Raw genomic sequence first — 21,251 nt, 5'->3', positions numbered from 1 at the left:
GGCGACTCCGCCGCCGCTGACACGGGCAAACCGACACACGTCGGAATCGTCCGAGTACCAGCTGTTTCGCCACTCGTTTCGCTACCATTCGGTTACCGATCAACAGCGAATTGGGATACGGCTTTGCGGCAATTCGATTTCGCTCCGGGGCTGGCCCGCCGTGGCGGAATCGTTATCATTGGCGAAATCGGTCATGCTGGTCGAGCTCGGCGCCGGCGGGCAGCAAAGACGAAAAGCGAGGTTCGTTGGTGGGTGACGATCGGCACGGGCGCACGCCACGGCCCGGAGGTCGCGCCCCGTGGGAGCGCTATCCCACGGCGGAGAACACCGAACGAGATGGCGCACGCACGTCCCGCCGTTCCCGGCACGCCGATGCCGCGGCCGACGCGGGCTCCGCGCCGCTGACGGTCCAGGATCTGGTCGAGAAGGTCGACAACGAGCGCACCGGCCGCAGGCGCCGCGCCGACAACGGTGGCGGCCACCCGAACCGTCGCGCCGAGACCGCGCCGGAGCACCCATCCCACGCCGCCGCACCCCGTCCCGCCGAGCCCCCGCGTCGCGCGCCCGAGAGCCCCGCCCCGCAGCAACGCCGCGCGCCGGAAGGTCCGCAGCGCGGTATGCACCAGGCTCCGCAACACAAGGCGCCGGAAGGGCCACAGCGCGGGGCGCACGATGGATCTCAGCGCAGTGCGCACGATGGATCTCAGCGCAGTGCGCACGATGGATCTCAGCGCAGTGCGCACGATGGGGCACAGCGCGGTGCGCACGATGGACATCAGCGCGGCGCGGTCGACGGGGCACAGCGCGGTGCACCGGCTGGGGCACCGCGAGCCGACGGACCCAAGCGCGCCGCCGAAAGCGCACAGCGCCCGGCCCACGAAGGACCACAACGCGGCGCACCGGCTGGGGCACAGCGGGCCGACGGCCCCATGCGCGCCCCGGACGGCCATCAGCGTCCCGCGCCGGACGCATCGCTACGCAACGCCGCTCAGCCACCCCGCCGCGCTCCCGAAGCCGCGCCCACCCGGTCCGCACCGGCGGGCAGGCCCGACGAGACCGCGAAGCGCCGAGCAGCGGCACCGGCGACACCGGCCAGGCAAGCGACACAGCGACGCGCTCCGTCCGCCGTCGTCGACGACATCACCGGCGCCTCACCCGCCGCCCCACCGCGCCGGGTCGCCGATCCGGCCGAGCCCGAAGAGGTCACGGACGTCCTGCCGCCGCTCGACGAGCCGCAGACGCCCGAAACCGCCACCGCGAAGTGGCCGACGACCGAGTCCGCCGCGACCCCCGCCGCCAAGTCGACGTCCAAGATCGCGGCGCCGCCCAAGGCCGTCGGCAGTCCCCCGCTGTCCCGGCTCGCCGCCTCGAAGCAGCGGCGCAACCGCCGGATGAAGACCGCGGGCCGGGCGGCCGCCACGCTGGTCGCGGTGCTGGTGCTGGTGATCACCGGCGGCGGCTGGAGCTACGTGCGTTCGACCACCAACAGCTTCACCCAGGTCTCCGCCCTCGACGAGAACTCCGAGGACATCGTCGATTCCAACGCCCAGCTCGGTGACGAGAACTATCTGCTCGTCGGCAGCGATACCCGCGCGGGCGTCAACGGTCAACTAGGCGCGGGCACCCTGGACGATGCCGAGGGATCCCGCGCGGACACCACCATGCTCGTGCACATCCCGAAGGCCCGAAACCGAGTTGTCGTCGTGTCCTTCCCTCGCGACCTGGATGTGACAAGGCCGCAGTGCAAGGGGTGGGACAACGAGAAAGAGCAGTACACCAACGAAACCTTCCCCGCCGCGATCGGCGACAAGCTCAACGCCGTCTACAACCTCGGCGGACCGAAGTGCCTCCTCACCACGATCCAGCGACTGACCGGCGCCTCGATCAATCACTTCATCGGCATCGACTTCGCCGGCTTCGAGACCATGGTCGACACGATCGATGGCGTCGAGGTCTGCGCGACCAAACCACTCATCGACGGTGTCCTCGGCACCATCCTGGAGCAGCCGGGCAAACAGCGCATCAACGGCGAGACGGCGCTGAATTACGTGCGCGCCAGGCACGTCTACGGTGAGGAACGCAGCGACTACGACCGCATCAACCGGCAGCAGCGCTTCCTGGCCTCGCTGCTGCGCGGCGCACTGTCCAGCAAGGTCCTCTTCGATCCAGGCAGGCTGAAGAACTTCATCGATGCGTTCAGCAAGCACACGTGGGTGGACGCGGTCGAACCCAACGACCTGCTGATGCTGGGACGTTCGCTGCAGAAGGTCGACGCGGGCGCGGTCACCTTCATCACCGTCCCGACCGCGGGCACCACGGCCTATGGCAACGAAATCCCCCGCGAGTCCGACATCAAGGCCATCTTCAAAGCCATCCGCGACGATCAGCCGTTGCCGGGCGAGAAGCCGACCGCGCACGACGATGCGCCGGCCAGTACCTCCGCGGCGCCGGAGCCGCCCAAGTACGTGGCGGTCGACCCCGGTACCGTCTCGCTGCTGGTGTCCAACGGCTCCGGGTACGACGGTCTCGCCCGCACAGCGGCCACCAAGCTGGACAACCAGGGCTTTTCGATCTACAACGTCACCAACTACGTCAACGGCACCTCGGCGACCACGAAGGTCCGCTACGGCGCCGGCCTCGAGGCCGCGGCGGCTACCGTGGCCACCGCGATCCCCGGCGCGACCATCGAAGCCGCCGACGACTTGGGCGGCATCGTCGAGGTCGTCATCGGAGCCGACTCGGCGAACGGCGTGACCGTCAAGGCACCGACGCCGGTCGGTGATCAGATCACCAATGTCGTGACGAGCGCCTCTACGGATTCGACGCCTACCGCACTGCCCTCGGACCTGGAACACGTCAACGCGGCCGACGAAATCTGCAAGTAGGCGATCCAGCGTAGCGGTGACACCGGTCACTCTCGCCCGCTCCTGAAGCTATCGACAACGTCTGCCGGCGCGTTCGGTGTAGCTGCGCGGACGCCGAGGCACCGGCCATTCACCCTCCGTTGGTGACTTGGACAGCGCCGGGAACTAGTGTCTGCTGTTATGCGTGTCATCTACAACGAGCAAATGGCCGATCTCGCCCACCTGCTGGGCGAGATGGCCGGTCTCGCGGGTACGGCCATGGACCGGGCCACCCAGTCGCTGCTACAGGCCGATCTCGCGCTCGCGGAGCAGGTGATCACCGAGTCCGACCGGATCGCCGAAATGATCACCGACGCCGAGGAGAAGGCGTTCGCGCTGCTCGCGCTGCAGGCGCCGGTCGCCGGTGACCTGCGCCAGGTGGTCAGCGCCATCCAGATCGTGCAGGACGTGAACCGGATGGGCGCGCTTGCCCTGCACGTAGCCAAGGTCACCCGCAGGCGCCACCCGAACCACGCGCTGCCGGAATCGGTGAACGGCTACTTCGCCGAGATGGGCCGCATCGCGGTGAACATGGGCGCGGGCGCCAAGGAAGTGCTCGAGACGCGTGACCCCGAGCGCGCCGCGCAGCTCAACCAGGACGACGAGGCGATGGACGACCTGCATCGCCACCTGTTCACCCTGCTGATGGACCGGGACTGGAAGTACGGCGTCGCCGCGGCGGTGGACGTCACCCTGCTCGGCCGCTACTACGAGCGTTTCGCCGACCACGCGGTGGAGATCGGCCGCCGGGTCATCTTCCTCGTCACCGGCGTGCTCCCCGCGGACCCCGACGCCGAAGCCTGAACGCGCCGCCCGACGCGCACTGCTGCCGGGCAACAGCAGAGGGCACGCGCGGATCGCGAACAACTTTCTCGGCCCCGGCGAACACGCCGGGGCCGAGCTGTATGCGGATCGACCAGTTCACTCGCACTCTGCACCGCCACGCATACGTCGCCGCCGCTGCGAACTCCATGCGAGGACGCACGCGGTCAGCGCCAGGCGCGCCTATCTGCGCAGACACGAAAGGCCCGCGCGGTTTCCGCGCGGGCCCTTGGTGTTTCGTTCCTAGCCGAAGCGACCGGAGATGTAATCCTCCGTCGCCTTCTGGCCCGGGTTGGAGAAGATCTTCTCGGTGTCGTCGATCTCGATCAGCTTGCCCGGCTTGCCCTGGGCCTCCAGGTTGAAGAAGCCGGTCTGGTCGCTCACGCGCGCGGCCTGCTGCATGTTGTGCGTGACGATGACGATCGTGAATTCCTTCTTCAGCTCGGTGATCAGGTCCTCGATCGCGAGCGTGGAGATCGGGTCGAGCGCCGAGCAGGGCTCGTCCATCAGCAGCACGTCGGGCGAGACCGCGATGGCGCGGGCGATGCACAGACGCTGCTGCTGACCGCCGGACAGGCCGCCGCCCGGCTTGTCGAGACGGTCCTTGACCTCGTTCCAGAGGTTGGCGCCGCGCAGCGAGCGCTCGGCGACCTCGTCGAGCTCCTTCTTGTTGCGCACGCCCTGCAGCTTCAGCCCGGCCACCACGTTGTCGCGAATCGACATGGTGGGGAACGGGTTCGGCCGCTGGAACACCATGCCGATGGTGCGGCGCACGCCGACCGGGTCGACGGTGGCGCCGTAGATGTCCTCGCCGTCCAGCAGCACGGCGCCCTCGACGCGGGCGCTCGGGGTCACCTCGTGCATGCGGTTCAGCGAACGAAGCACGGTGGACTTACCGCAGCCGGACGGGCCGATAAAAGCGGTCACGCTGCGCGGCAACACGGTGAGCGAGACATCGGCAACCGCGTGGAACTTGCCGTAGTAGATGTTCAGGTCTTTGACGTCGATGCGCTTGGCCATCTGAATATCCGTTCGCTTCTATCGGTTCCGCGTGAGCAGCTTGTTGACGCCCGCCGCCGCCAGGTACAGCAGCGCGATGAGCAGGATCAGCGTGAGCGCCGCGCCCCATACTCGCTCGCGGCCCGCCGCTTCGGGGTTGGCCAGCTCTTGGTAGATCAGCAGCGGCAGCGAGGCCATGTTGCCGTCGAAGAGGTTGGTGTTGATCGACTTCGCGTAGCCGACGAGCACGAGCACCGGCGCGGTCTCGCCCATGACGCGGGCGAGCGCGAGCAGGGTGCCGCTGATCATGCCGGGCGCGGCGGTCGGGATGACGATTCGCACGATCGTCTTCCACTTGGGAATGCCGAGGGCGTAGGAAGCCTCGCGCAACTCGTCCGGCACCAGCTTCAGCATTTCCTCGGTGCTGCGCACCACCACGGGCAACATCAGCAGCACCAGCGCCAGCGACACCGCGAAGGCGCTCTGCGGGGCGCCGAGCGTGGCGATCCACAGCGCGAAGATGAACAGCGCCGCGACGATCGACGGCACGCCCGCCAGGATGTCGACCATGAACGTGGTGACCTTGGCGAGCCTGCCGCGGCCGTACTCGACCAGGTAGACCGCGGCCATGATGCCGAGCGGCACGGCGATGATCGCCGCGACGGCCGACTGCACGATGGTGCCGTAGATGGCGTGGTAGACACCGCCGCCGAACTGGTCGGGCAGGATGCCCTTCTGCGACTTCTGCCACCAGTCGGCGGAGGCGATCGCGCTGATGCCCTTGCTGATCACCATCCACAGCACCCAGCCGAGCGGCACGAGCGCGATGGCGAAGCAGGCGGTGACCAGGCCGGTGGCGAAGTGGTTCTTCAGCCGCCGCGAGGTGCTCACGTGCCGGAAGGTCGGTGCCTTGACCGGCTGGTCGAACTTGGTCAGCGTTGCCATCAGCCGTTCACCTTTCCGCCTGCCGCGAGCCGGGCCAGCGCGTTGACAACGAACGTCAGCGCGAACAGCACGAAGCCCGCCGCGATGTAGGCACCGGTCGGCAGCGGCGAACTGAATTCCGATGCCGCCGAAGCGATCTTGGAGGCGAAGGTGTAGCCGCCGTCGAACAGCGACCAGCCGCCCGCCTGTGCCGAGGTACGCAGCACGACGAGCACCGCGATGGTCTCGCCGAGCGCGCGACCGAGGCCGAGCATCGAGCCCGCGATCACGCCGCTGCGCCCGTAGGGCAGCACCGTCATCCGCACGACCTCCCACTTGGTCGCGCCGAGCGCCTGCGCGGCCTCGATGTGCGAGACCGGCGTCAAGTTGAAGACCTCACGCGAGACCGAGGTGATGATCGGCAGGATCATCACCGCGAGCACGACGCCCGCGGTGAAGATCGTGCCGCCGCCGGAGATCGAGACGTTGCCGTCGGAGAACAGGAAGAACCAGCCGAGGTTCTCGTTCAGGAAGCGCTGCACCGGCTCCAGCTCCGGCGCCAGCACCAGAAATCCCCACAGGCCGAAGACGATCGACGGCACCGCGGCGAGCAGGTCGACCAGCATCGCGAACGGGCGGGCCAACCCTTTCGGCGCGTAGTGGGTCAGGAACAGTGCGATGCCGACACCGATCGGTACCGCGATCACCAGCGCGAAGATCGAGCTCAGCACCGTGACCATGAGCAGGTCACGGATGCCGAACCGCAGGTTGTCCGCATTGCTGGTGCTGAACTCCGTGCTGGTGAAGAAGTTCACCTGGTCGGCTCTGAGCGAAGGCACCGCGCGAATCAGTAGGAACAACGCGATCAACGCGATGGAAGCGACGATGATCGCGCCCGCGGCCGTCGCGAGCGAGCGGAAAACCACCTCGGCGCGCTGGCTGTGGGGCGGACGGCTCTTCACCGGGGCCGGCTCGGTGTTCGTATCACTCGGCATCTGCGCAGTATCTCCAGCCGCCGACGGGCCCGTCGAATCCGACGAGCCCGCGACGGTCACCTCAGGGTGCACGGTCATGACTGTTCTGCGATCAGGAGATGGCGTTGATCGCGGTGGTCAGGCGGGTCTTGAACTGCTCGGGGATCGGGATGTACCCGCCCTCGTCCAGGCCCTTCTGGCCGTTGGTGACGGCGGAGGTCAGGAACGCCTTGACGGCTTCGCCGGTCGCCGGGTCGCTGTACTTCGAGCACACGATCTCGTAGGTCGCCATCATGATCGGGTAGGAGCCCGCCACGGTCGGCTTGTAGAACGAGCTGGTGTCGAGGACCAGGTCGTTGCCCTCGCCCTTGATCTTCACGCCGTCGATGGCCTTGCCCGCGGTCTCGACCGACAGCTTCACCGGGTCCTTGCCCGCGGAGGTGACGATCTGCGCGACGGAGAGGTTCTGCGACTTGGCGAAGGACCACTCGTTGTAGGTGATCGAGTTCTTGGTGCTCTTGATCGCGGCCGAGGTGCCCTCGTTGCCCTTGGCACCCTCGCCGACGCCGCCGTTGAAGGTCTTGCCTGCGCCCTTGCCCCACGCGCCGTCGGAGGCGGCGTCCAGGTAGAGCTGGAAGTTGTCGGTGGTGCCCGACTCGTCCGAGCGGAAGATCACGGCGATCTTCTCCGAGGGGAGCTTGGCGTTCGGGTTGAGCGCCTTGATCTCGGGGGCGTCCCAGGTGGTGACGGCGCCGTTGAACACCTTGGCGGCGGTCGGGCCGTCGAGCACCAGGTCGGTCACGCCGTCGATGTTGTAGGTGATGGCGATCGGGCCGAAGACGGTCGGCAGGTTCCACGCCGGGGCGCCGCAGCGCTCCTGAGCCTTGGCGGGCTCTTCCTTCTTCGAGCTGAGCGGCGAGTCGGAGCCACCGAAGTCGGTCTGGCCGCCGATGAACTCGTTGACGCCCGCGCCGGAGCCGCTGGAGGTGTAGTTCAGGGTGTAGCCGTCGCAGTTCGCCTCGTAGGCGGCGATGAAGCGCTCCATGGCGTTCTTCTGCGAAGACGCACCGCTTGCCTTCAGCGACTTCTTGCCGCCGCAGGCGACGCTGGTGTTGGCGGCGTTGCTCGGATCGCCGGTGGTGTTGTCGTCGCTGCCACAGGCGGCAAGGGGCATGGCGACGGCGGCCAGCACACCGACCAGGGCGCTGCTGCGCTTGAGATTCACTATTCCTCCGGGAATCGCGTCCGACACGCCCGGTCCCTCACCGGCCCGGGCGGGTTTCGTGGTGCCGTTCGCGGGGAACTTGCGCACCAGGCAGCGGCTGCACTGCCCTTAAGTAACGTAAAGTCGCCCGGTTGACAGTTGGACCAAGCTGAGTGAACGCAAGGTGAACAGCCCTTCGCGATTGGGTCTGTTTTGTGTGACATTTGCCGCAGCTTTACTGGTCGGCCCCGGCAGGTCACTTTCGCGCCATGTCTCGTTGGTGTCGCTGTCGACTTTCGGCCGGTGGCCGGTTCCCGGTGACGATGCCCGATCCGGTCCTCCTGCCGCGCGAGCAGGGCCATCGACTCGGCTTCCTGTCCAGGGGCGAGCCGATCGCATCGGATGCGCGCGAGCCCGGACGGTCAGGTCCGATCCGGTTCGGCGTCGGCCGGTCGGCGGGAGCCTGTACGAGTCCGCTGGAAACGTTGAGGCTGCGGGCGGCTGTCCGCGGCCGGCCTCACTGTTCCGCGGCGTAAGCGACGTCGACGTGGGCGGTGGTGAAGCCGAGGCGGGTGTACGTGTGGACGGCGGCGGTGTTGTCGGCTTCGGTGTACAGCAAGACTTCCCGGAGACCACGGTCGCGCAGGTGGTGCAAGCCCGCGAGGGTGAGCAGGCGGCCGAGACCGCGGCCTTGGGCCGCGGGATCGATGCCGACGATGTAGACCTCGCCGACCGGGGGGTTCTCCTCGTGGTGCACCTTGGTCCAGTGGAAGCCGAGGATGCGCGAGGGGTCGTCGGCGGCGGTCGCGATGAACAGGCCTTTCGGGTCGAACCACGGTTCGGCGCGACGCACGTCGATTTCGCGCTCGGTCCAGCCGCCCTGCTCGGGATGCCAGCTGAAGGCGGCGTTGTTGACGCGCAGCAGTTCGGCGTCGTCGACGGGGCCCGAATAGGTGCGCAGAACGATTCCGTCCGGCACCGTCAGCTCGGGTAGCTCCGGCGTTGCCAGCGGGCGCCGCATCTGCCACAACTCGCGCGCGGTCACCAGGCCGAGCCGCGCAGCGACCACCTTGGCAGCGGGTCGATCGCCGTGCGCCCACACCCGTGTCCCCGCCCCGCCTTCCGCCAGCGAGGCGCGCACGAGTTCGGTTCCGACGCCTCCCCCGCGCGCCTCCGGATCCACGGCCACCTCCGTCATAGCTGGGTGATCACCATGCGCCGCAACGAGATTGGCGTACCCGACGATCACGCCCGCACGCTCGGCGACCAGATGCCGCGCCGCACCCCGCTCGCTCAACGAGAGCACGGCCTGCTCGGAAACGGGCGCCACGCCATCGACGGAGGTGGCCCGCCCGAGCAACTCCCGCACCGCCCGCGCGGCATCGGCATCCAGCTCGTCGACCCATCGCACCTCGACCACGACCTACCCCTCTCCCATCCGACGCCACCCAGAATGCCACGCCCCCACGCCGACCAAAGGCGCCCCCGAGCCAGTCGCACCCGCCAAAGGTGACATTCAATCCCCCGCGCCCCGTGTCGAGTGAAGGTGCCCACCAGTCGGTCCCGACCGGTGAAGGTGACATTCAATCCACCGCGCCCCGTGTCGAGTGAAGGTGCCCACCAGTCGGTCCCGACCGGTGAAGGTGACATCCAGTCCACCGCGCCCCGTGTCGGGTGGGGTGACCTCTAGTCGGTGTGGGCCGGTGGGGGTGACATTCGGTCGGGGTGGTTTCGCTCGGCCCCTACGGCACCGAACCGTTGACGGGCGTCAGGGTGGAGTCGTCGCCTTCGGAATCGTCGTCGGAGAAGGTGACGGGCTCGCCCTTGGCGGCGGTGCGGGCGGGGCGGACCGCCTTGTAGCCGACGTTGCGGACCGTGCCGATGAGCGATTCGTATTCGCTGCCGAGCTTGGCGCGCAGGCGGCGGACGTGCACGTCGACGGTGCGGGTACCGCCGAAGAAGTCGTAGCCCCACACTTCTTGCAGCAGCTGGGCGCGGGTGAACACCCGGCCCGCGTGCTGAGCGAGGTACTTGAGGAGCTCGAACTCCTTGTAAGTGAGGTCGAGTGGGCGGCCGCGCAGCCGGGCGGTGTACGTGCCCTCATCGATGACGAGCTCGCCGAGGGTGATCTTGCCCGTGTTCTCGGGGCTCGCCACGCCGCCGTTGCGGCCGACGAGCAGGCGCAGCCGAGCGTCGAGTTCGGCGGGGCCGGTGCCGGGCAGCAGGATGTCGTCCAGACCCCAGTCCGCGTTCACCGCGACGAGGCCGCCCTCGGTGAGCACCGCGACGACCGGTACCGACGAGCCGGTGCTGCCGAGCAGACGGCAGAGTCCACGCGCGGCGGCGAGATCGGTGCGGGCGTCGACCAGCGCGACATCGGCGGTACCCGCCTCCAACAGCGACGCCACCTCGGTCGGGGCGGGCCGCACGTTGTGCGCGAGCAGCGCGAGCGACGGCAACACCGACTCGGGGTTGGGGTCGGAGGTCAGCAGGAGCAGCTCCACAAGCCCTCCTCCCATCTCGTAGCGCCGGGGCAACAGCAGCGTTGCCGAAAGCCACATCGCTAATTCATAGGTAATCGAGTGCAAGATTAGCGCGTCGACCCCGATGACCTCGCCATCCGGGTGACCGGTGAGACCGTCGCGACCCCCGAGACGCCATCGCATTACTGTTCATGGCATGCGCAAGCTGATCATCGGACTGCTGTGTCTCGCGGGTTTGGCGGTCGTCGTCGATTTCGGCGCCGCCGCCTACTCCGAGTACCGCGTCTCGCGCACCCTGCGCGAGGGAGCCGATCTCAGCGCCGACCCCGAGGTGACCATTCACGGCTTCCCGTTCCTCGGCCAGGCCCTCGACGGCCGGTACCAGAGCATGGTGATCCGCGCGGCCGTCGTCCGCCCCGACATTCCCGGCGAGATCTCGGTGGACGCGACGCTCACCGGCGTGCACACGAGCATGAGCGACCTGGCCGACGGCAACGTGCGCAAGGTGCCGGTGGAGAAGGTGCAGGCGGCGATGCGCATCGAACCGGTCGAACTCGGTCGCCTCTTCAATATCCCCGATCTGCAAGTGCATTCGCGCCCTGCGGACAAATCGGACGGAACGGGCGGCTCCGGCGGCACCGGCATGACGACCGAGGGCGCCCTGGTGCTCACCGGCACACTGCCGGGCAGCACCGCCCAGCCCGGCAAGTCCGGCGCGCAGAACGGTGACAAGGTCGCGGTGCAAGCCGAGCTGACGCTCGACGGCGACCAGGTCAAGATCGTCGCCACCGGCTTCTACCGCAGCAGCGACACCGACCTGACCACCACGGCCGTCGTCCCCGAAGCCGACCGTCCCGCCGTCCTCGCGCGCTTCACACGCACTATCGATACGAAGGACCTGCCCTTCGGCGTGCGCCCGACCAAGGTGTTCGCGCTTGGCGGGCAGATCTTGGTCGAGGGCAAGGGAGAGAACGTGACGATCGACCTGGACCGGCTGCAGAGACCATGACCGAAATCACACTGCTCGCTTTCGTTCTGATCATCGCGCTCGCCGTCGGGCTGGCGCTGCGGGGCCGGCACGGCAAGTTGCGGGCGGCCGCTCCCAACGAAACGGGCTCCGCGCGCGCCGACCTGCTCGCCGCGGTGGGCGTCACCGGCTCGGGTCCGGCGGTGCTGCACTTCTCCGCCGACTGGTGCGGACCGTGCGACGCGGTTCGCCGGGTGGTTGCCGGAGTCGCGACGGATCTGGCGGAGACCCCGCGTCCGCCGCAGGACATCGAGGTCGACATCGACGCCGAACCCGCGCTGGCCAAGGAGCTGAACGTGCTGTCGCTACCGACGACGTTCGTCTTCGACGTCGAGGGCAAGGAGCGCTTCCGCATTTCGGGCGTGCCCAAGGCGGGCGATCTCCGCTCCGCGTTGGCCCCCTTGACGGGGCAAAACCAGCCCTGACGCCGTCGGATGGCGACTGTGACGTACCCCGGGTCCAATTCTCCGTCCCAATTGGGTAAACTGCCTCTCGTGCAAGCCAACCACGAGCTGATGCTCACCCGACGCCGCACAGTTGATCTGTGTCGGCTCGGTGGTTGTTGCTGCCTGTGCCGCTGATCGGTCGGCTTCTCAGTCTTTCCTGACGCCGACCGCTGCCCGCCGCGCGAGTGATCTCACGATCCCCCGGCGAACTGGCAACTTTCCAGCCAATCAACGCATTCAGCGCAGGAGTACGCACAATGTCCACCGAAACCCGGAACACTTCCGAAGATCAAGCCATTCCCCTCGCGAGCGACCGCGTCGACGTGCGCGGGCCGCGCTTCGCGGCCTGGGTGACCACCGCCGTCCTCGTCCTTGTGCTGCTGGCCGCGGCCGTCTCGCCCGTCGCCGCCGCGGTCCTGATCGCGCTGCAGGCGGTCGTCTTCGCGATCGGCGCGGCCGCCGGTCCGCGCAGGCACCCGTACGGCCGAATCTTCGCCACGTTCCTCGCGCCGCGCCTCGCTCCCGTCAGCGAGACCGAGCCGACGCCGCCGCTGCGATTCGCGCAGCTGCTCGGCTTCGTGTTCGCGGCCGTCAGCCTGCTGGGCTTCGCGCTCGGCTCCACAGTCGTCGGCGCGGTGTTCGCCGGCTTCGCCCTGTTCGCGGCGTTCCTGAACGCGGCGTTCGGGATCTGCCTGGGCTGCCAGATCTATCCGCTGGTGGCCCGCCTTCGCCGGAACAAGGTCCACGGCGCCGTCCGCGGGCCCTCCGTGGTTACGCAGGCTTCCGCCTCCGGGCCTGACGCTCCCGCCGCGGTCTCGGCACCGAACTGACCCTGCAAGTCATATCTGAAAGGAACACAATGGCTCGCTCCGATGTCCTGGTCTCCGTTGACTGGGCCGAAGAGAACCTCAACGCCCCCGGCGTCGTCTTCGTCGAGGTCGATGAGGACACCTCCGCCTACGACGGCGGTCACATCGAGGGCGCCGTCCGGCTCGATTGGAAGAAGGACCTGCAGGATCAGGTTCGTCGTGACTTCGTGAACCAGGAGCAGTTCTCCGATCTGCTCTCGGCGCGCGGCATCTCGAACGACGACGAGGTCATCCTCTACGGCGGCAACAACAACTGGTTCGCCGCGTACGCCTACTGGTACTTCAAGCTGTACGGCCACAACAACGTCAAGCTGCTCGACGGCGGCCGGAAGAAGTGGGAGCTGGACGGTCGTCCGCTGTCCACCGAGGCCGTGAACCGTCCCGCCACCCAGTACAAGGCGTCGGCGCCCGACCTGTCGATCCGCGCGTTCCGCGACGAGGTCATCGCGGCCATCGGCACCAAGAACCTGGTCGACGTGCGTTCGCCCGACGAGTTCTCGGGCAAGATCCTCGCTCCCGCGCACCTGCCGCAGGAGCAGAGCCAGCGTCCCGGCCACATCCCGGGCGCCATCAACGTGCCGTGGAGCAAGGCGGCCAACGAGGACGGCACCTTCAAGTCCGACGCCGAGCTCGCCGAGATCTACAAGGAAGCCGGTCTGGACGGCGAGAAGGACACCATCGCCTACTGCCGCATCGGCGAGCGTTCCTCGCACACCTGGTTCGTGCTGCAGGAGCTGCTCGGCCACCAGAACGTCAAGAACTACGACGGGAGCTGGACCGAGTACGGCTCTCTCGTCGGTGCACCGATCGAGTTGGGAGCGTAATCAATATGTGTGCAGCACCTACCCAGGGTCAGGCCATCCCCGCAGGCGTCGACGTGGAGAAGGAGACGGTCATCACCGGCCGTGTCCTGAGCACCGACGGTCAGCCGGTCGGCGGCGCGTTCGTGCGTCTGCTCGACGGCAACGGTGACTTCACCGCCGAGGTCGTCGCCTCCGGCACCGGTGACTTCCGCTTCTTCGCGGCTCCGGGCTCGTGGACCGTGCGCGCGCTGTCCGCCGCGGGCAACGGCTCGGCCGAGGTCCGTCCCGAGGGCGCGGGCATCCACGCCGTGGACGTCGCGGTCGCCAAGTAAGGCACGTCGAACCCCAACGGCCCCGGCGCTTCCCCCGCGGAAGCTCCGGGGCCGTTGTGTTGCCCGGAAGTGGCGCTCGTTAGACTCCGAGACGTGGTCCTCTTCTTCGAAATTCTGCTGGTCCTGGTGTCCGTGCTGATCGGCTGGTTCGGTCTGTACGTCTTCTACCGGCTGTTCACCGAATCATGAGTGACCTCGCGAGCGAAGGTTCCGATCCGGCCGAGCGAGCGAGTGAACAGATGAACGGCAGCGCTCCCGCCGAAGGGCAGCGGCGCAGCGGCGACCAGGCCGTGGCCGAGGCCGCCGAACGCGCCAAATCGACCGGCGCCCGCAACATTCCGGTGCTGCCGGACCTCCCGCTGCCCGAGGACACCGCGAACCTGCGGCTCGGCCCCGATCTGAGCGCCGCCATGCTGGCCCTGCTGCCCATGGTCGGGGTGTGGCGCGGCGAAGGCGAGGGCAACGACCCCGAGCGCGGGGACTACCGCTTCGGCCAGCAGATCGTCGTCTCGCACGACGGCGGCGACTACCTCTCCTGGGACTCCCGCTCCTGGGTCATCGAGGAAGACGGCAGCTACGGCGGACCCGATCTCCGCGAAAGCGGTTTCTGGCGGGTCGGCATCGACGGCAACGACGAGGTCATCGAGTTGCTGCTGACCCACAGCTCCGGCATCGTCGAGCTCTTCTACGGCACCGCGCTCACCCAGTCCTCCTGGGAGTTGGCCACCGACGTGGTGATCCGCAGCCAGTCCGGCGTCGTCGTCGGCGGAGCCAAGCGCCTCTACGGCATCATCGAAGGCGGCGACCTCGCCTACGTCGAGGAGCGCATCGTCGCCGACGGCCCCCTCGAACCCCGCCTCTCCGCCCGCCTCCAGCGCTACATCGGCTGAATCAGCCCCGCTCCCCGATCGTCGTCAGGTCGATGTCGATCGGAAAGGGCACGCCGATCTTCAGCCGATCGTGAAAGATGCCGACGAGCACCGCGCAAGCAGGGCTGCGGAAATGGAACGACCCCCGAGCCGTACCCGGCGGGTTCGGAACCTGCGCGGGTCCCGGTCGGACAAGACCGGGGGCTCGGGGGTCGGGTGACTGCCTGGTATTCGCTCGGCGCCTCGCGCGGGCGGATACCACCTGCAGCGGTGGCGCTAGCGGACAGCCACCTCACGTGTCCTGGAATTACTCATTCTTCGAACCACCTCCTTCCCGTGTACTGACGAAACTAGCGAAGGATCGGCAGGTCGGCAACGGATTTTCGCGCGCGGCGGAATCGGCCCGATATTCGACCGTGACCTGGGCTGATGCGTCGACGTGGACGACCGCGTCGGCCCGATGTAGGTCCGGCAGCTGATGTGTGACGACCACCACTGTGCGGTCCGCGTCGACCAGTCCGCTCGCGGGATCGAGCAGGGCGCGCAGCAGGTCGGCGCCGTCCTCGGCCTCGAGGTGTTCGGTCGGCTCGTCGAGCAGCAGGACACGGGCCGGTGCGAGCAGTGCGCGGGCGAGCAGGAGGCGGCGGCGCTGTCCGCCGGAGACCGCGGCCGCCCCGCCGACCAGCTCGGTGCGGATACCGTCCGCGAGCGAATCCAGCCAGTCGCCCAAACCGACCGCGCGCAGCGCCTTCTCGGCTTCGGCTTCGGTGATGTCGCCGCGAGCGACCCGCAGGTTCTCCAGGACGCTTGTGCCGAACAGGTGGGCGTCCTCGGCGAAGAAGGTGGTGTCGGGCCGAGGATTGTCGAACAGCCCGGCCCACGACATGAGCAGCGTGGTCTTGCCCGCACCGCTCGGACCGACGACGGCGATGCGGCGACCGGCGGGCAGCTCGGGCAGTTCGCGCAGTCCGGATTCTCGGCGCGGGTCGGCGGCCTCGGCGGCGGAGAGCCTGCGCAGCGCGGCCCGCGCGGTCGTGATGGCCTGCGCGGCGGCCGGTAGGGGCCCGACCGCTTCGAATGCCGAGAGCGGCAGCAGCACCAGGATGGTGAGCGCCATGGGCGTCATGGCGCCGGGCGCGCCGCCGTTCGGGCCGTAGATCGCGATGCCGATGAGCAGGGCGCCGAGCACGCTGGCCCCGATGGCGAGCGGTGTCGCCGCGGCGGCCGACGCGGTGTGGGACGCGGCTTTGTCCTCGGCGGCGACCGCGCGTTCGCCCGCCTTCTTCGCCGTCGCCAGCGCCGCGTCCAGTCGTCCGGCGACGCGCAGTTCGGCCGCGTGGTCCAGCACGGTGAGCGCTTGCGCGGTGAATTCGGCGCGGTCGGCGCGCACCGCGGTCTCGGCTTCCCGCGCGGCCCGCGCCGAGAGCCAGGGCGCGAGAATGCCCGAAACCCCGAGCGCCAGGGCGAGAATCACCGCAGCCGCGACAGAAATCGTGGCGAGCAGCCCGATCGCGGCGAACGCCAACACGATGGCGACCACGATCGGTACCAGCGCCCGCACCACGACCGCGCCGAGATCGTCGATATCGCTGCCGATCCGGACCAGCAGATCACCGCGCCGCAACCGCGCCGCACTCCGCGGCTCCGTATCGGTGCCGCGCGCCCGGCGCAACCACACATCCGACCCCGCCAGCGTGCGGTAGACGCTCGTACGCGCGGTGGTCATCGACCGCAGCGCGACATCGTGCGTCGCAAGCCTTTCCAGATACCGGCACAGTCCGCGCGAAATACCGAGCGCCCGCACCGAAACCACCGCGACGCTCAAATCCAGCACCGGCGGCATCTGCCACGCCCGCGCGATCAACCACGCCGCCAATGCCGCCAGCCCGAGCCCACTCCCGAGCGCCAGCACGCCCCAACCGACCGCCACCGCGACCCGCCACGGGGAAAGCTCCAGCAGACCCCACATCCTGCGGAAGTCGTCAGAGATCGACCCGCCCGCGGGACGAACGCCGTCCCCGGCGTCGGTCACCGCACGCGCGATACTCATGATCCGCTCACCACCCCGTCGAAGACCGACGCCCGTACGGGCACAACGTGATCGGCGGCGGCCAGGACCGTGGCGCGGTGGCCGATGACGACGACCGTGGCTCCGTCGCGTGCTTTGGCGCGGAGGGCGGCGAGGACGGCGGATTCGCTCGCGGCGTCCAGGTGGGCCGTCGGCTCGTCGAGCAGGAGGATGGGGCGGTCGGCGGCGAGCACCCTGGTCAGGGCGAGGCGCTGGCGCTGGCCGAGGGACAAGCCGGTGCCGCCCGCGCCGACGACGGTGTCCCAGCGCTGCGGCAACTCGTCCAGCACGGCGTCGAATCCGGTAGCGGCGCAAGCGGCTTCGAGGACCGCCCCGCGATCCGAATCGTCGGCCGCCCGCGCGCCGAGCAGTTCCAGGTTCTCCCGCAACGTCCCGGGCACCAGCACCGGCCGCTGCGGCAGCCAGGCCACCCGCGCCCACCACGCCTCGGCGTCCAGCTCGCGCACATCGGTTCCGTCGACCAGTACACACCCGCTCTCCGGCCGCACCAGACCGAGCATCGCGAGGAACGCCGTCGACTTGCCGCTCCCATTGGGCCCGGTCAGCACGGTCACCGCGCCCGGAAGCAACACCGCGGAAAGCCCATCCGGCGCCAACCCGTCCCGCGCCCGAACACCGAGTTCGCGAAGCTCGATGCGGCCGGGCGACTCGGTCTCCGATGCCGCGAACAGCTCAGCGCTTGCGACCACCGAGCGTCCGGCACCCAGGTCGGGTGCCTCGTCCGGCTCCAGAATGGCGAACGCCTTGTCCGCCGCCGCCATCCCGTCCTGTGCCGCGTGGAACCGCTCCCCCACCATCCGCAGCGGCAAGTACACCTCGGGCGCGAGAATCAGCGCGACCAACCCGTCGTACAGGCTCATCCCGCCGTAGACCAGGCGCAGACCGATGGATACCGCGATCAATGCCACGCTCAGCGTCGCGAGCAGCTCCAGCACCATCGAGGACAGGAACGCGATCCGCAGCGCCCGCATGGTGCGCGATCGCAGCGCGTCGCCGAGCTCGCGGACGCGATGCTCCATCGTCCGAGCTCGCCCGTCGCCTGCCCGACGCGCACCCTCCGACTCGGCATCCCGCCGCGCCGATCTCTCGTCCTGCCGCGCACGCGCCGAGCTCGTCTCCGATCGAGACACCGCCGCGCCTGGCTCCGCTGGCGAACCCGCGGCCGACTGTGCCGCGCCGCCTTCCCTCCCCAACGCGCGCAACGTCGGCATCCCGGCGAACAAATCCAGCAACTGGTCCGACAGTCGAGTCGTCGCCTCCAGCGTCGCCGCCGCCCGCCCCTGCGTCAGCAACCCGATCAGCACCATGAAGATCGGAATGAGCGGCAACGTGACCACCGCGATCCCACCGGATACCGGATCGTGTATCGCGATGACCGCCAACACGATCGGCGGCACCAGCACCGCGAGCAACAGCGCGGGCAGGTACCCGCTGAGATAGCCGCGCAGCCCCGAGAGACCGGTCCCGACCACAACAGCCAGCTCGGTTCTCCGGCTCTCCAATTCGCGCGGTGACAGTCGCGCACCGGCCGCCAACACCGCCGTCTCGAGCTCCGCGACCACCCCGGCACCGGATCGATGCGCCACCCTGGCCTGCACCCAACTCGCCGCCACCCGCGCACCGACCGATACGACCAGCACCGCGAGTTCGGTTGTCCACGAGCCGAACCCGCGTGCGCCCGGATCGGTGATGACCCCGGCAAGCACCCGAGCCAACGTCACCGCGGTGACCACGATCGACACCGTGATCACCACGGACAACCCGACACTCAGCACCAGATACCGGCGTGCCGAGCGGGCATACCGCCACAGGCGCGGGTCGACGGGCGGACGTGCCATGGCCGATCAGTCCTTGCCCGGCCTCGGCGGCAGACCGATGTGCGCCGGAATGTGGTCCACCGTCAGGCGTTTGCGGAAGACCCAGTAGGTCCACGCTTGGTAGCCGAGTACCACCGGCGTGACGATCACCGCCGCCCAGCTCATCACCTTCAGCGTGTACGGCGTGGACGACGCGTTGTCGATGGTGAGGTGGAAGGCGTCATCGATGGTGGAGGGCAACACGTTCGGGAACAGCGAGCCGAACAGCAGCACCGTGGCGGCCGCGATGGCGAAGGTGGTTCCGGTGAACGCCCATCCGTCGCGTTCGGCGAATACCGCCACCGCCGCGACCAGGAGCCCGAAAGCCGCCACGCCCAACGCGATCCAGGTCCAGTCGGCACCGTAGGCCAGCTGCGTCCAGAGGCCGAAACCGCCGACGACGAGCGCGGTCGGCGCGAGCAGCAGCCGCGCGATACGCACCGAGTCGGCCCGCACTTCGCCGCCGGTCTTGAGGTTGACGAAGATCGCGCCGTGCAGCAGGAACAGCAGGCCGGTGGTCAGCGCGCCGAGCAGCGCGTACGGGCTGAACAGGTCCGCCACCGTGCCGACGATCTGCTTCTCCTCGTTCAGCGGCACCCCGCGCACGATGTTGGCGAACACCCAGCCCCACGCGAGCGCAGGGACCCAGGAACCGATGCCGATACCGATGTCGCAGCGGGCCCGCCAGACCGGATCGTCGATCTTCGCGCGGTATTCGATGGCGCAGATGCGCAGGATCAGCGCGATCAGGATCAGCAGCAGCACGAAGTAGAACCCGGAGAAGAGGCTCGCGTACCACTCAGGGAAGGCCGCGAACATCGCGCCCGCCGCGGTGATCAGCCACACCTCGTTGCCGTCCCACACCGGGCCGATGGTGTTGAGCACCACGCGACGCCGGGTGTCGCTGCCCTTGCCGAGGATCGGCATCAGCATGCCGACGCCGAAGTCGAAGCCCTCCAGCACGAAGTAGCCGGTGAACAGGACGCCGATCAGAACGAACCAGAACTCTTGCAGATTCATCGTCGGTCTCCTCAGTACGCGAACGAAAGCTGTTCGACGGCAGGTTCTTCGGCGCCCTTGCGGTCGCCGGGACCGCCCGTGTCGTCCGGGCCCTCAGGTTCCTGCGCGTGCGGCTGCTCAGGACCGGCGATCACGTACCGCCGCATCAGGTAGAACCACACCACCGCGAGCACGCCGTAGAGCAAGGTGAACACCACCAACGAGGTGATCACGGTGCCCGCCGAGTGGTCCGAGACGCCCTGCTGCACCGTCATCCGCAAGTTGGGGTCACCGGTCGGGTTCGGCACAACGACCCAAGGCTGGCGGCCCATTTCGGTGAAGACCCAGCCCGCGCTGTTGGCGAGGAACGGCGTCGGAATGGCAAGCAGACTCAGCCACGAGTACCACCGCTGGTCCGGCACCCGCCCGCGCCTGGTGAGCCACAGTCCGGCGAGCACGAGCAGCAGCGAGCCCGCGGCGAGGCCGATCATCGCGCGGAACGACCAGTAGGTGACGAAGAGGTTGGGCCGGTAGTCGCCGGGACCGTACTTCTCGATGTAGGCCTTCTGGAGATCCTGCACACCGTCGAGGGTGACGTCGCTGAACTCGCCCTTGGCCAGGTACGGCAGCACGTACGGCACCTCGACGACGTGGGTGACGCTGTCGCAGTTGTTGTGCGTGCCGACGGTGAGCACCGAGAAGTGCGGATCGGTCGCGGTGTGGCACAACGATTCCGCCGAGGCCATCTTCATCGGCTGCTGCTCGAACATCAGCTTGCCCTGGATGTCGCCGCTGAGCACCAGCGCGAGACCCGAGACCACGATCACCCACATGCCCGCGCGCCCGCCCGAACGCCACATGGTGCGCGCCTCGGCCGCCTTCGCCGGGTCGCCGCTGCGCGCGTTGCGCACCATCCACCAGCCCGCGATACCCGCGACGAAGGTGCCCGCGGTGAGGAACGAGCCCGCGACCACGTGCGGGAAGGCCGCCAGCGTCGTGTTGTTGGTGAGCACCTCCCAGATGCTGGTGAGCTCCGCGCGCCCGCGTTCCGGGTTGTACCTCGCACCGACCGGGTGCTGCATGAACGAGTTGGCGGCGACGATGAAATAGGCCGAGGCGTTCACGCCGATCGCGACCATCCAGATCGCGCCGAGGTGCAAGAGTTTCGGCAGCCGCGTCCAGCCGAAGATCCACAGACCGATGAAGGTCGATTCGAGGAAAAAGGCGACGAGGGCTTCCAGCGCGAGCGGCGCGCCGAACACGTCGCCGACGAAGCGGGAGTATTCGCTCCAGTTCATGCCGAACTGGAATTCCTGCACGATGCCGGTGGCGACGCCGAGCGCGAAGTTGATCAGGAACAGCTTGCCGAAGAACTTCGTCAGCCGGTACCAGTGATCCTTGCCGGTGATCACCCAAGCGGTCTGCATGCCCGCGACGAGCGGGGCGAGCCCGATGGTCAGCGGGACGAACACGAAGTGGTAGACGGTCGTGATACCGAACTGCCAACGCGAGATGTCCAGCACACTCATCCGACCCTCCAGCAATGTCTACGACATGTCGTAGTAAATGCTACGTGCCGGGGTCCGGCAATCAACGTGCGTTAGGACACGGCGCCTCGGTAGGCGAAGGTTGTCCGCCCCGAAGAGGCGGAC

The 21,251-nt window shown here is 68.5% G+C and carries 18 protein-coding genes; 8 read left to right on the top strand and 10 right to left on the bottom strand.

Annotated elements, in window-relative coordinates; genetic code table 11:
• The first annotated feature begins 248 nt into the window (after positions 1 to 248).
• Positions 249 to 2,885: an LCP family protein gene (locus tag CRP45_RS29225; RefSeq protein ID WP_245910544.1), complete on the top strand. Its 2,637-nt coding sequence runs from the start codon at positions 249 to 251 to the stop codon at positions 2,883 to 2,885.
• 159 nt (positions 2,886 to 3,044) lie between these two features.
• The gene (gene phoU / locus CRP45_RS29220; RefSeq protein WP_097247868.1) at positions 3,045 to 3,707 is read left to right on the top strand and encodes a phosphate signaling complex protein PhoU; all 663 of its coding nucleotides are present in this window, start codon (positions 3,045 to 3,047) and stop codon (positions 3,705 to 3,707) included.
• A gap of 261 nt (positions 3,708 to 3,968) precedes the next feature.
• On the opposite strand, the gene pstB is transcribed toward phoU, so the two are convergent.
• The 6 genes from pstB to CRP45_RS29190 form a co-directional block, all read right to left on the bottom strand.
• Positions 3,969 to 4,745, bottom strand: coding sequence for a phosphate ABC transporter ATP-binding protein PstB (gene pstB, locus CRP45_RS29215; RefSeq protein WP_067790438.1), 777 nt, complete (start codon positions 4,743 to 4,745; stop codon positions 3,969 to 3,971).
• An 18-nt stretch (positions 4,746 to 4,763) separates the two neighbouring features.
• The gene (gene pstA / locus CRP45_RS29210) at positions 4,764 to 5,669 is read right to left on the bottom strand and encodes a phosphate ABC transporter permease PstA (protein ID WP_179831050.1); all 906 of its coding nucleotides are present in this window, start codon (positions 5,667 to 5,669) and stop codon (positions 4,764 to 4,766) included.
• The gene (gene pstC, locus CRP45_RS29205; RefSeq protein ID WP_097247867.1) at positions 5,669 to 6,643 is read right to left on the bottom strand and encodes a phosphate ABC transporter permease subunit PstC; all 975 of its coding nucleotides are present in this window, start codon (positions 6,641 to 6,643) and stop codon (positions 5,669 to 5,671) included. The genes pstA and pstC overlap by 1 nt, the downstream gene beginning before the upstream one ends.
• Before the next feature lie 91 nt (positions 6,644 to 6,734).
• Positions 6,735 to 7,847 (bottom strand): phosphate ABC transporter substrate-binding protein PstS, encoded by a 1,113-nt coding sequence (gene pstS, locus CRP45_RS29200; protein WP_097247918.1) that lies wholly within the window; start codon positions 7,845 to 7,847, stop codon positions 6,735 to 6,737.
• 496 nt (positions 7,848 to 8,343) lie between these two features.
• Entirely contained in the window at positions 8,344 to 9,237 is an 894-nt protein-coding gene (mshD, locus tag CRP45_RS29195) for a mycothiol synthase (RefSeq protein WP_097247917.1), read from the bottom strand.
• 331 nt (positions 9,238 to 9,568) lie between these two features.
• Complete coding sequence (locus CRP45_RS29190; protein ID WP_067790574.1) at positions 9,569 to 10,330, bottom strand: winged helix-turn-helix transcriptional regulator; 762 nt, start codon at positions 10,328 to 10,330, stop codon at positions 9,569 to 9,571.
• Between the two features lie 175 nt (positions 10,331 to 10,505).
• On the opposite strand from CRP45_RS29190, the gene CRP45_RS29185 reads away from it, so the two are divergent.
• The 6 genes from CRP45_RS29185 (at position 10,506) to CRP45_RS29160 (ending at position 14,676) form a co-directional block, all read left to right on the top strand.
• Positions 10,506 to 11,318, top strand: a complete 813-nt coding sequence (locus CRP45_RS29185; RefSeq protein WP_097247866.1) for an LmeA family phospholipid-binding protein — start codon at positions 10,506 to 10,508, stop codon at positions 11,316 to 11,318.
• On the top strand, positions 11,315 to 11,761 hold the full coding sequence (locus tag CRP45_RS29180; protein WP_097247865.1) for a thioredoxin family protein: 447 nt from the start codon (positions 11,315 to 11,317) through the stop codon (positions 11,759 to 11,761). Before CRP45_RS29185 ends, CRP45_RS29180 begins: the two co-directional genes overlap by 4 nt.
• A gap of 278 nt (positions 11,762 to 12,039) precedes the next feature.
• Complete coding sequence (locus CRP45_RS29175) at positions 12,040 to 12,612, top strand: DUF4395 domain-containing protein (protein ID WP_097247864.1); 573 nt, start codon at positions 12,040 to 12,042, stop codon at positions 12,610 to 12,612.
• A 29-nt stretch (positions 12,613 to 12,641) separates the two neighbouring features.
• A complete protein-coding gene (locus tag CRP45_RS29170) occupies positions 12,642 to 13,475 on the top strand; it encodes a sulfurtransferase (protein WP_067790425.1) in 834 nt (277 codons plus the stop codon).
• 5 nt (positions 13,476 to 13,480) lie between these two features.
• On the top strand, positions 13,481 to 13,786 hold the full coding sequence (locus CRP45_RS29165; protein WP_067790422.1) for a DUF1416 domain-containing protein: 306 nt from the start codon (positions 13,481 to 13,483) through the stop codon (positions 13,784 to 13,786).
• 185 nt (positions 13,787 to 13,971) lie between these two features.
• The gene (locus tag CRP45_RS29160) at positions 13,972 to 14,676 is read left to right on the top strand and encodes a heme-binding beta-barrel domain-containing protein (RefSeq protein ID WP_067790420.1); all 705 of its coding nucleotides are present in this window, start codon (positions 13,972 to 13,974) and stop codon (positions 14,674 to 14,676) included.
• Positions 14,677 to 14,962: 286 nt separating this feature from the next.
• Here the strand turns inward: CRP45_RS29160 and CRP45_RS29155 are convergent, their stop codons facing one another.
• The 4 genes from CRP45_RS29155 to CRP45_RS29140 form a co-directional block, all read right to left on the bottom strand.
• Complete coding sequence (locus CRP45_RS29155) at positions 14,963 to 16,624, bottom strand: ATP-binding cassette domain-containing protein (protein ID WP_097247916.1); 1,662 nt, start codon at positions 16,622 to 16,624, stop codon at positions 14,963 to 14,965.
• Between the two features lie 77 nt (positions 16,625 to 16,701).
• A complete protein-coding gene (locus tag CRP45_RS29150; RefSeq protein WP_097247863.1) occupies positions 16,702 to 18,582 on the bottom strand; it encodes an ABC transporter ATP-binding protein/permease in 1,881 nt (626 codons plus the stop codon).
• Positions 18,583 to 18,588: 6 nt separating this feature from the next.
• On the bottom strand, positions 18,589 to 19,620 hold the full coding sequence (cydB, locus tag CRP45_RS29145) for a cytochrome d ubiquinol oxidase subunit II (protein WP_097247862.1): 1,032 nt from the start codon (positions 19,618 to 19,620) through the stop codon (positions 18,589 to 18,591).
• 11 nt (positions 19,621 to 19,631) lie between these two features.
• Positions 19,632 to 21,128: a cytochrome ubiquinol oxidase subunit I gene (locus CRP45_RS29140; RefSeq protein WP_097247861.1), complete on the bottom strand. Its 1,497-nt coding sequence runs from the start codon at positions 21,126 to 21,128 to the stop codon at positions 19,632 to 19,634.
• Between the last annotated feature and the right edge of the window lie 123 nt (positions 21,129 to 21,251).

The organism is Nocardia amikacinitolerans (assembly GCF_900215415.1).
GTDB lineage: Bacteria > Actinomycetota > Actinomycetes > Mycobacteriales > Mycobacteriaceae > Nocardia > Nocardia amikacinitolerans.
Note: the sequence above shows the minus strand (reverse complement) of the source record. Positions and strands in the feature narration are given on the sequence as shown.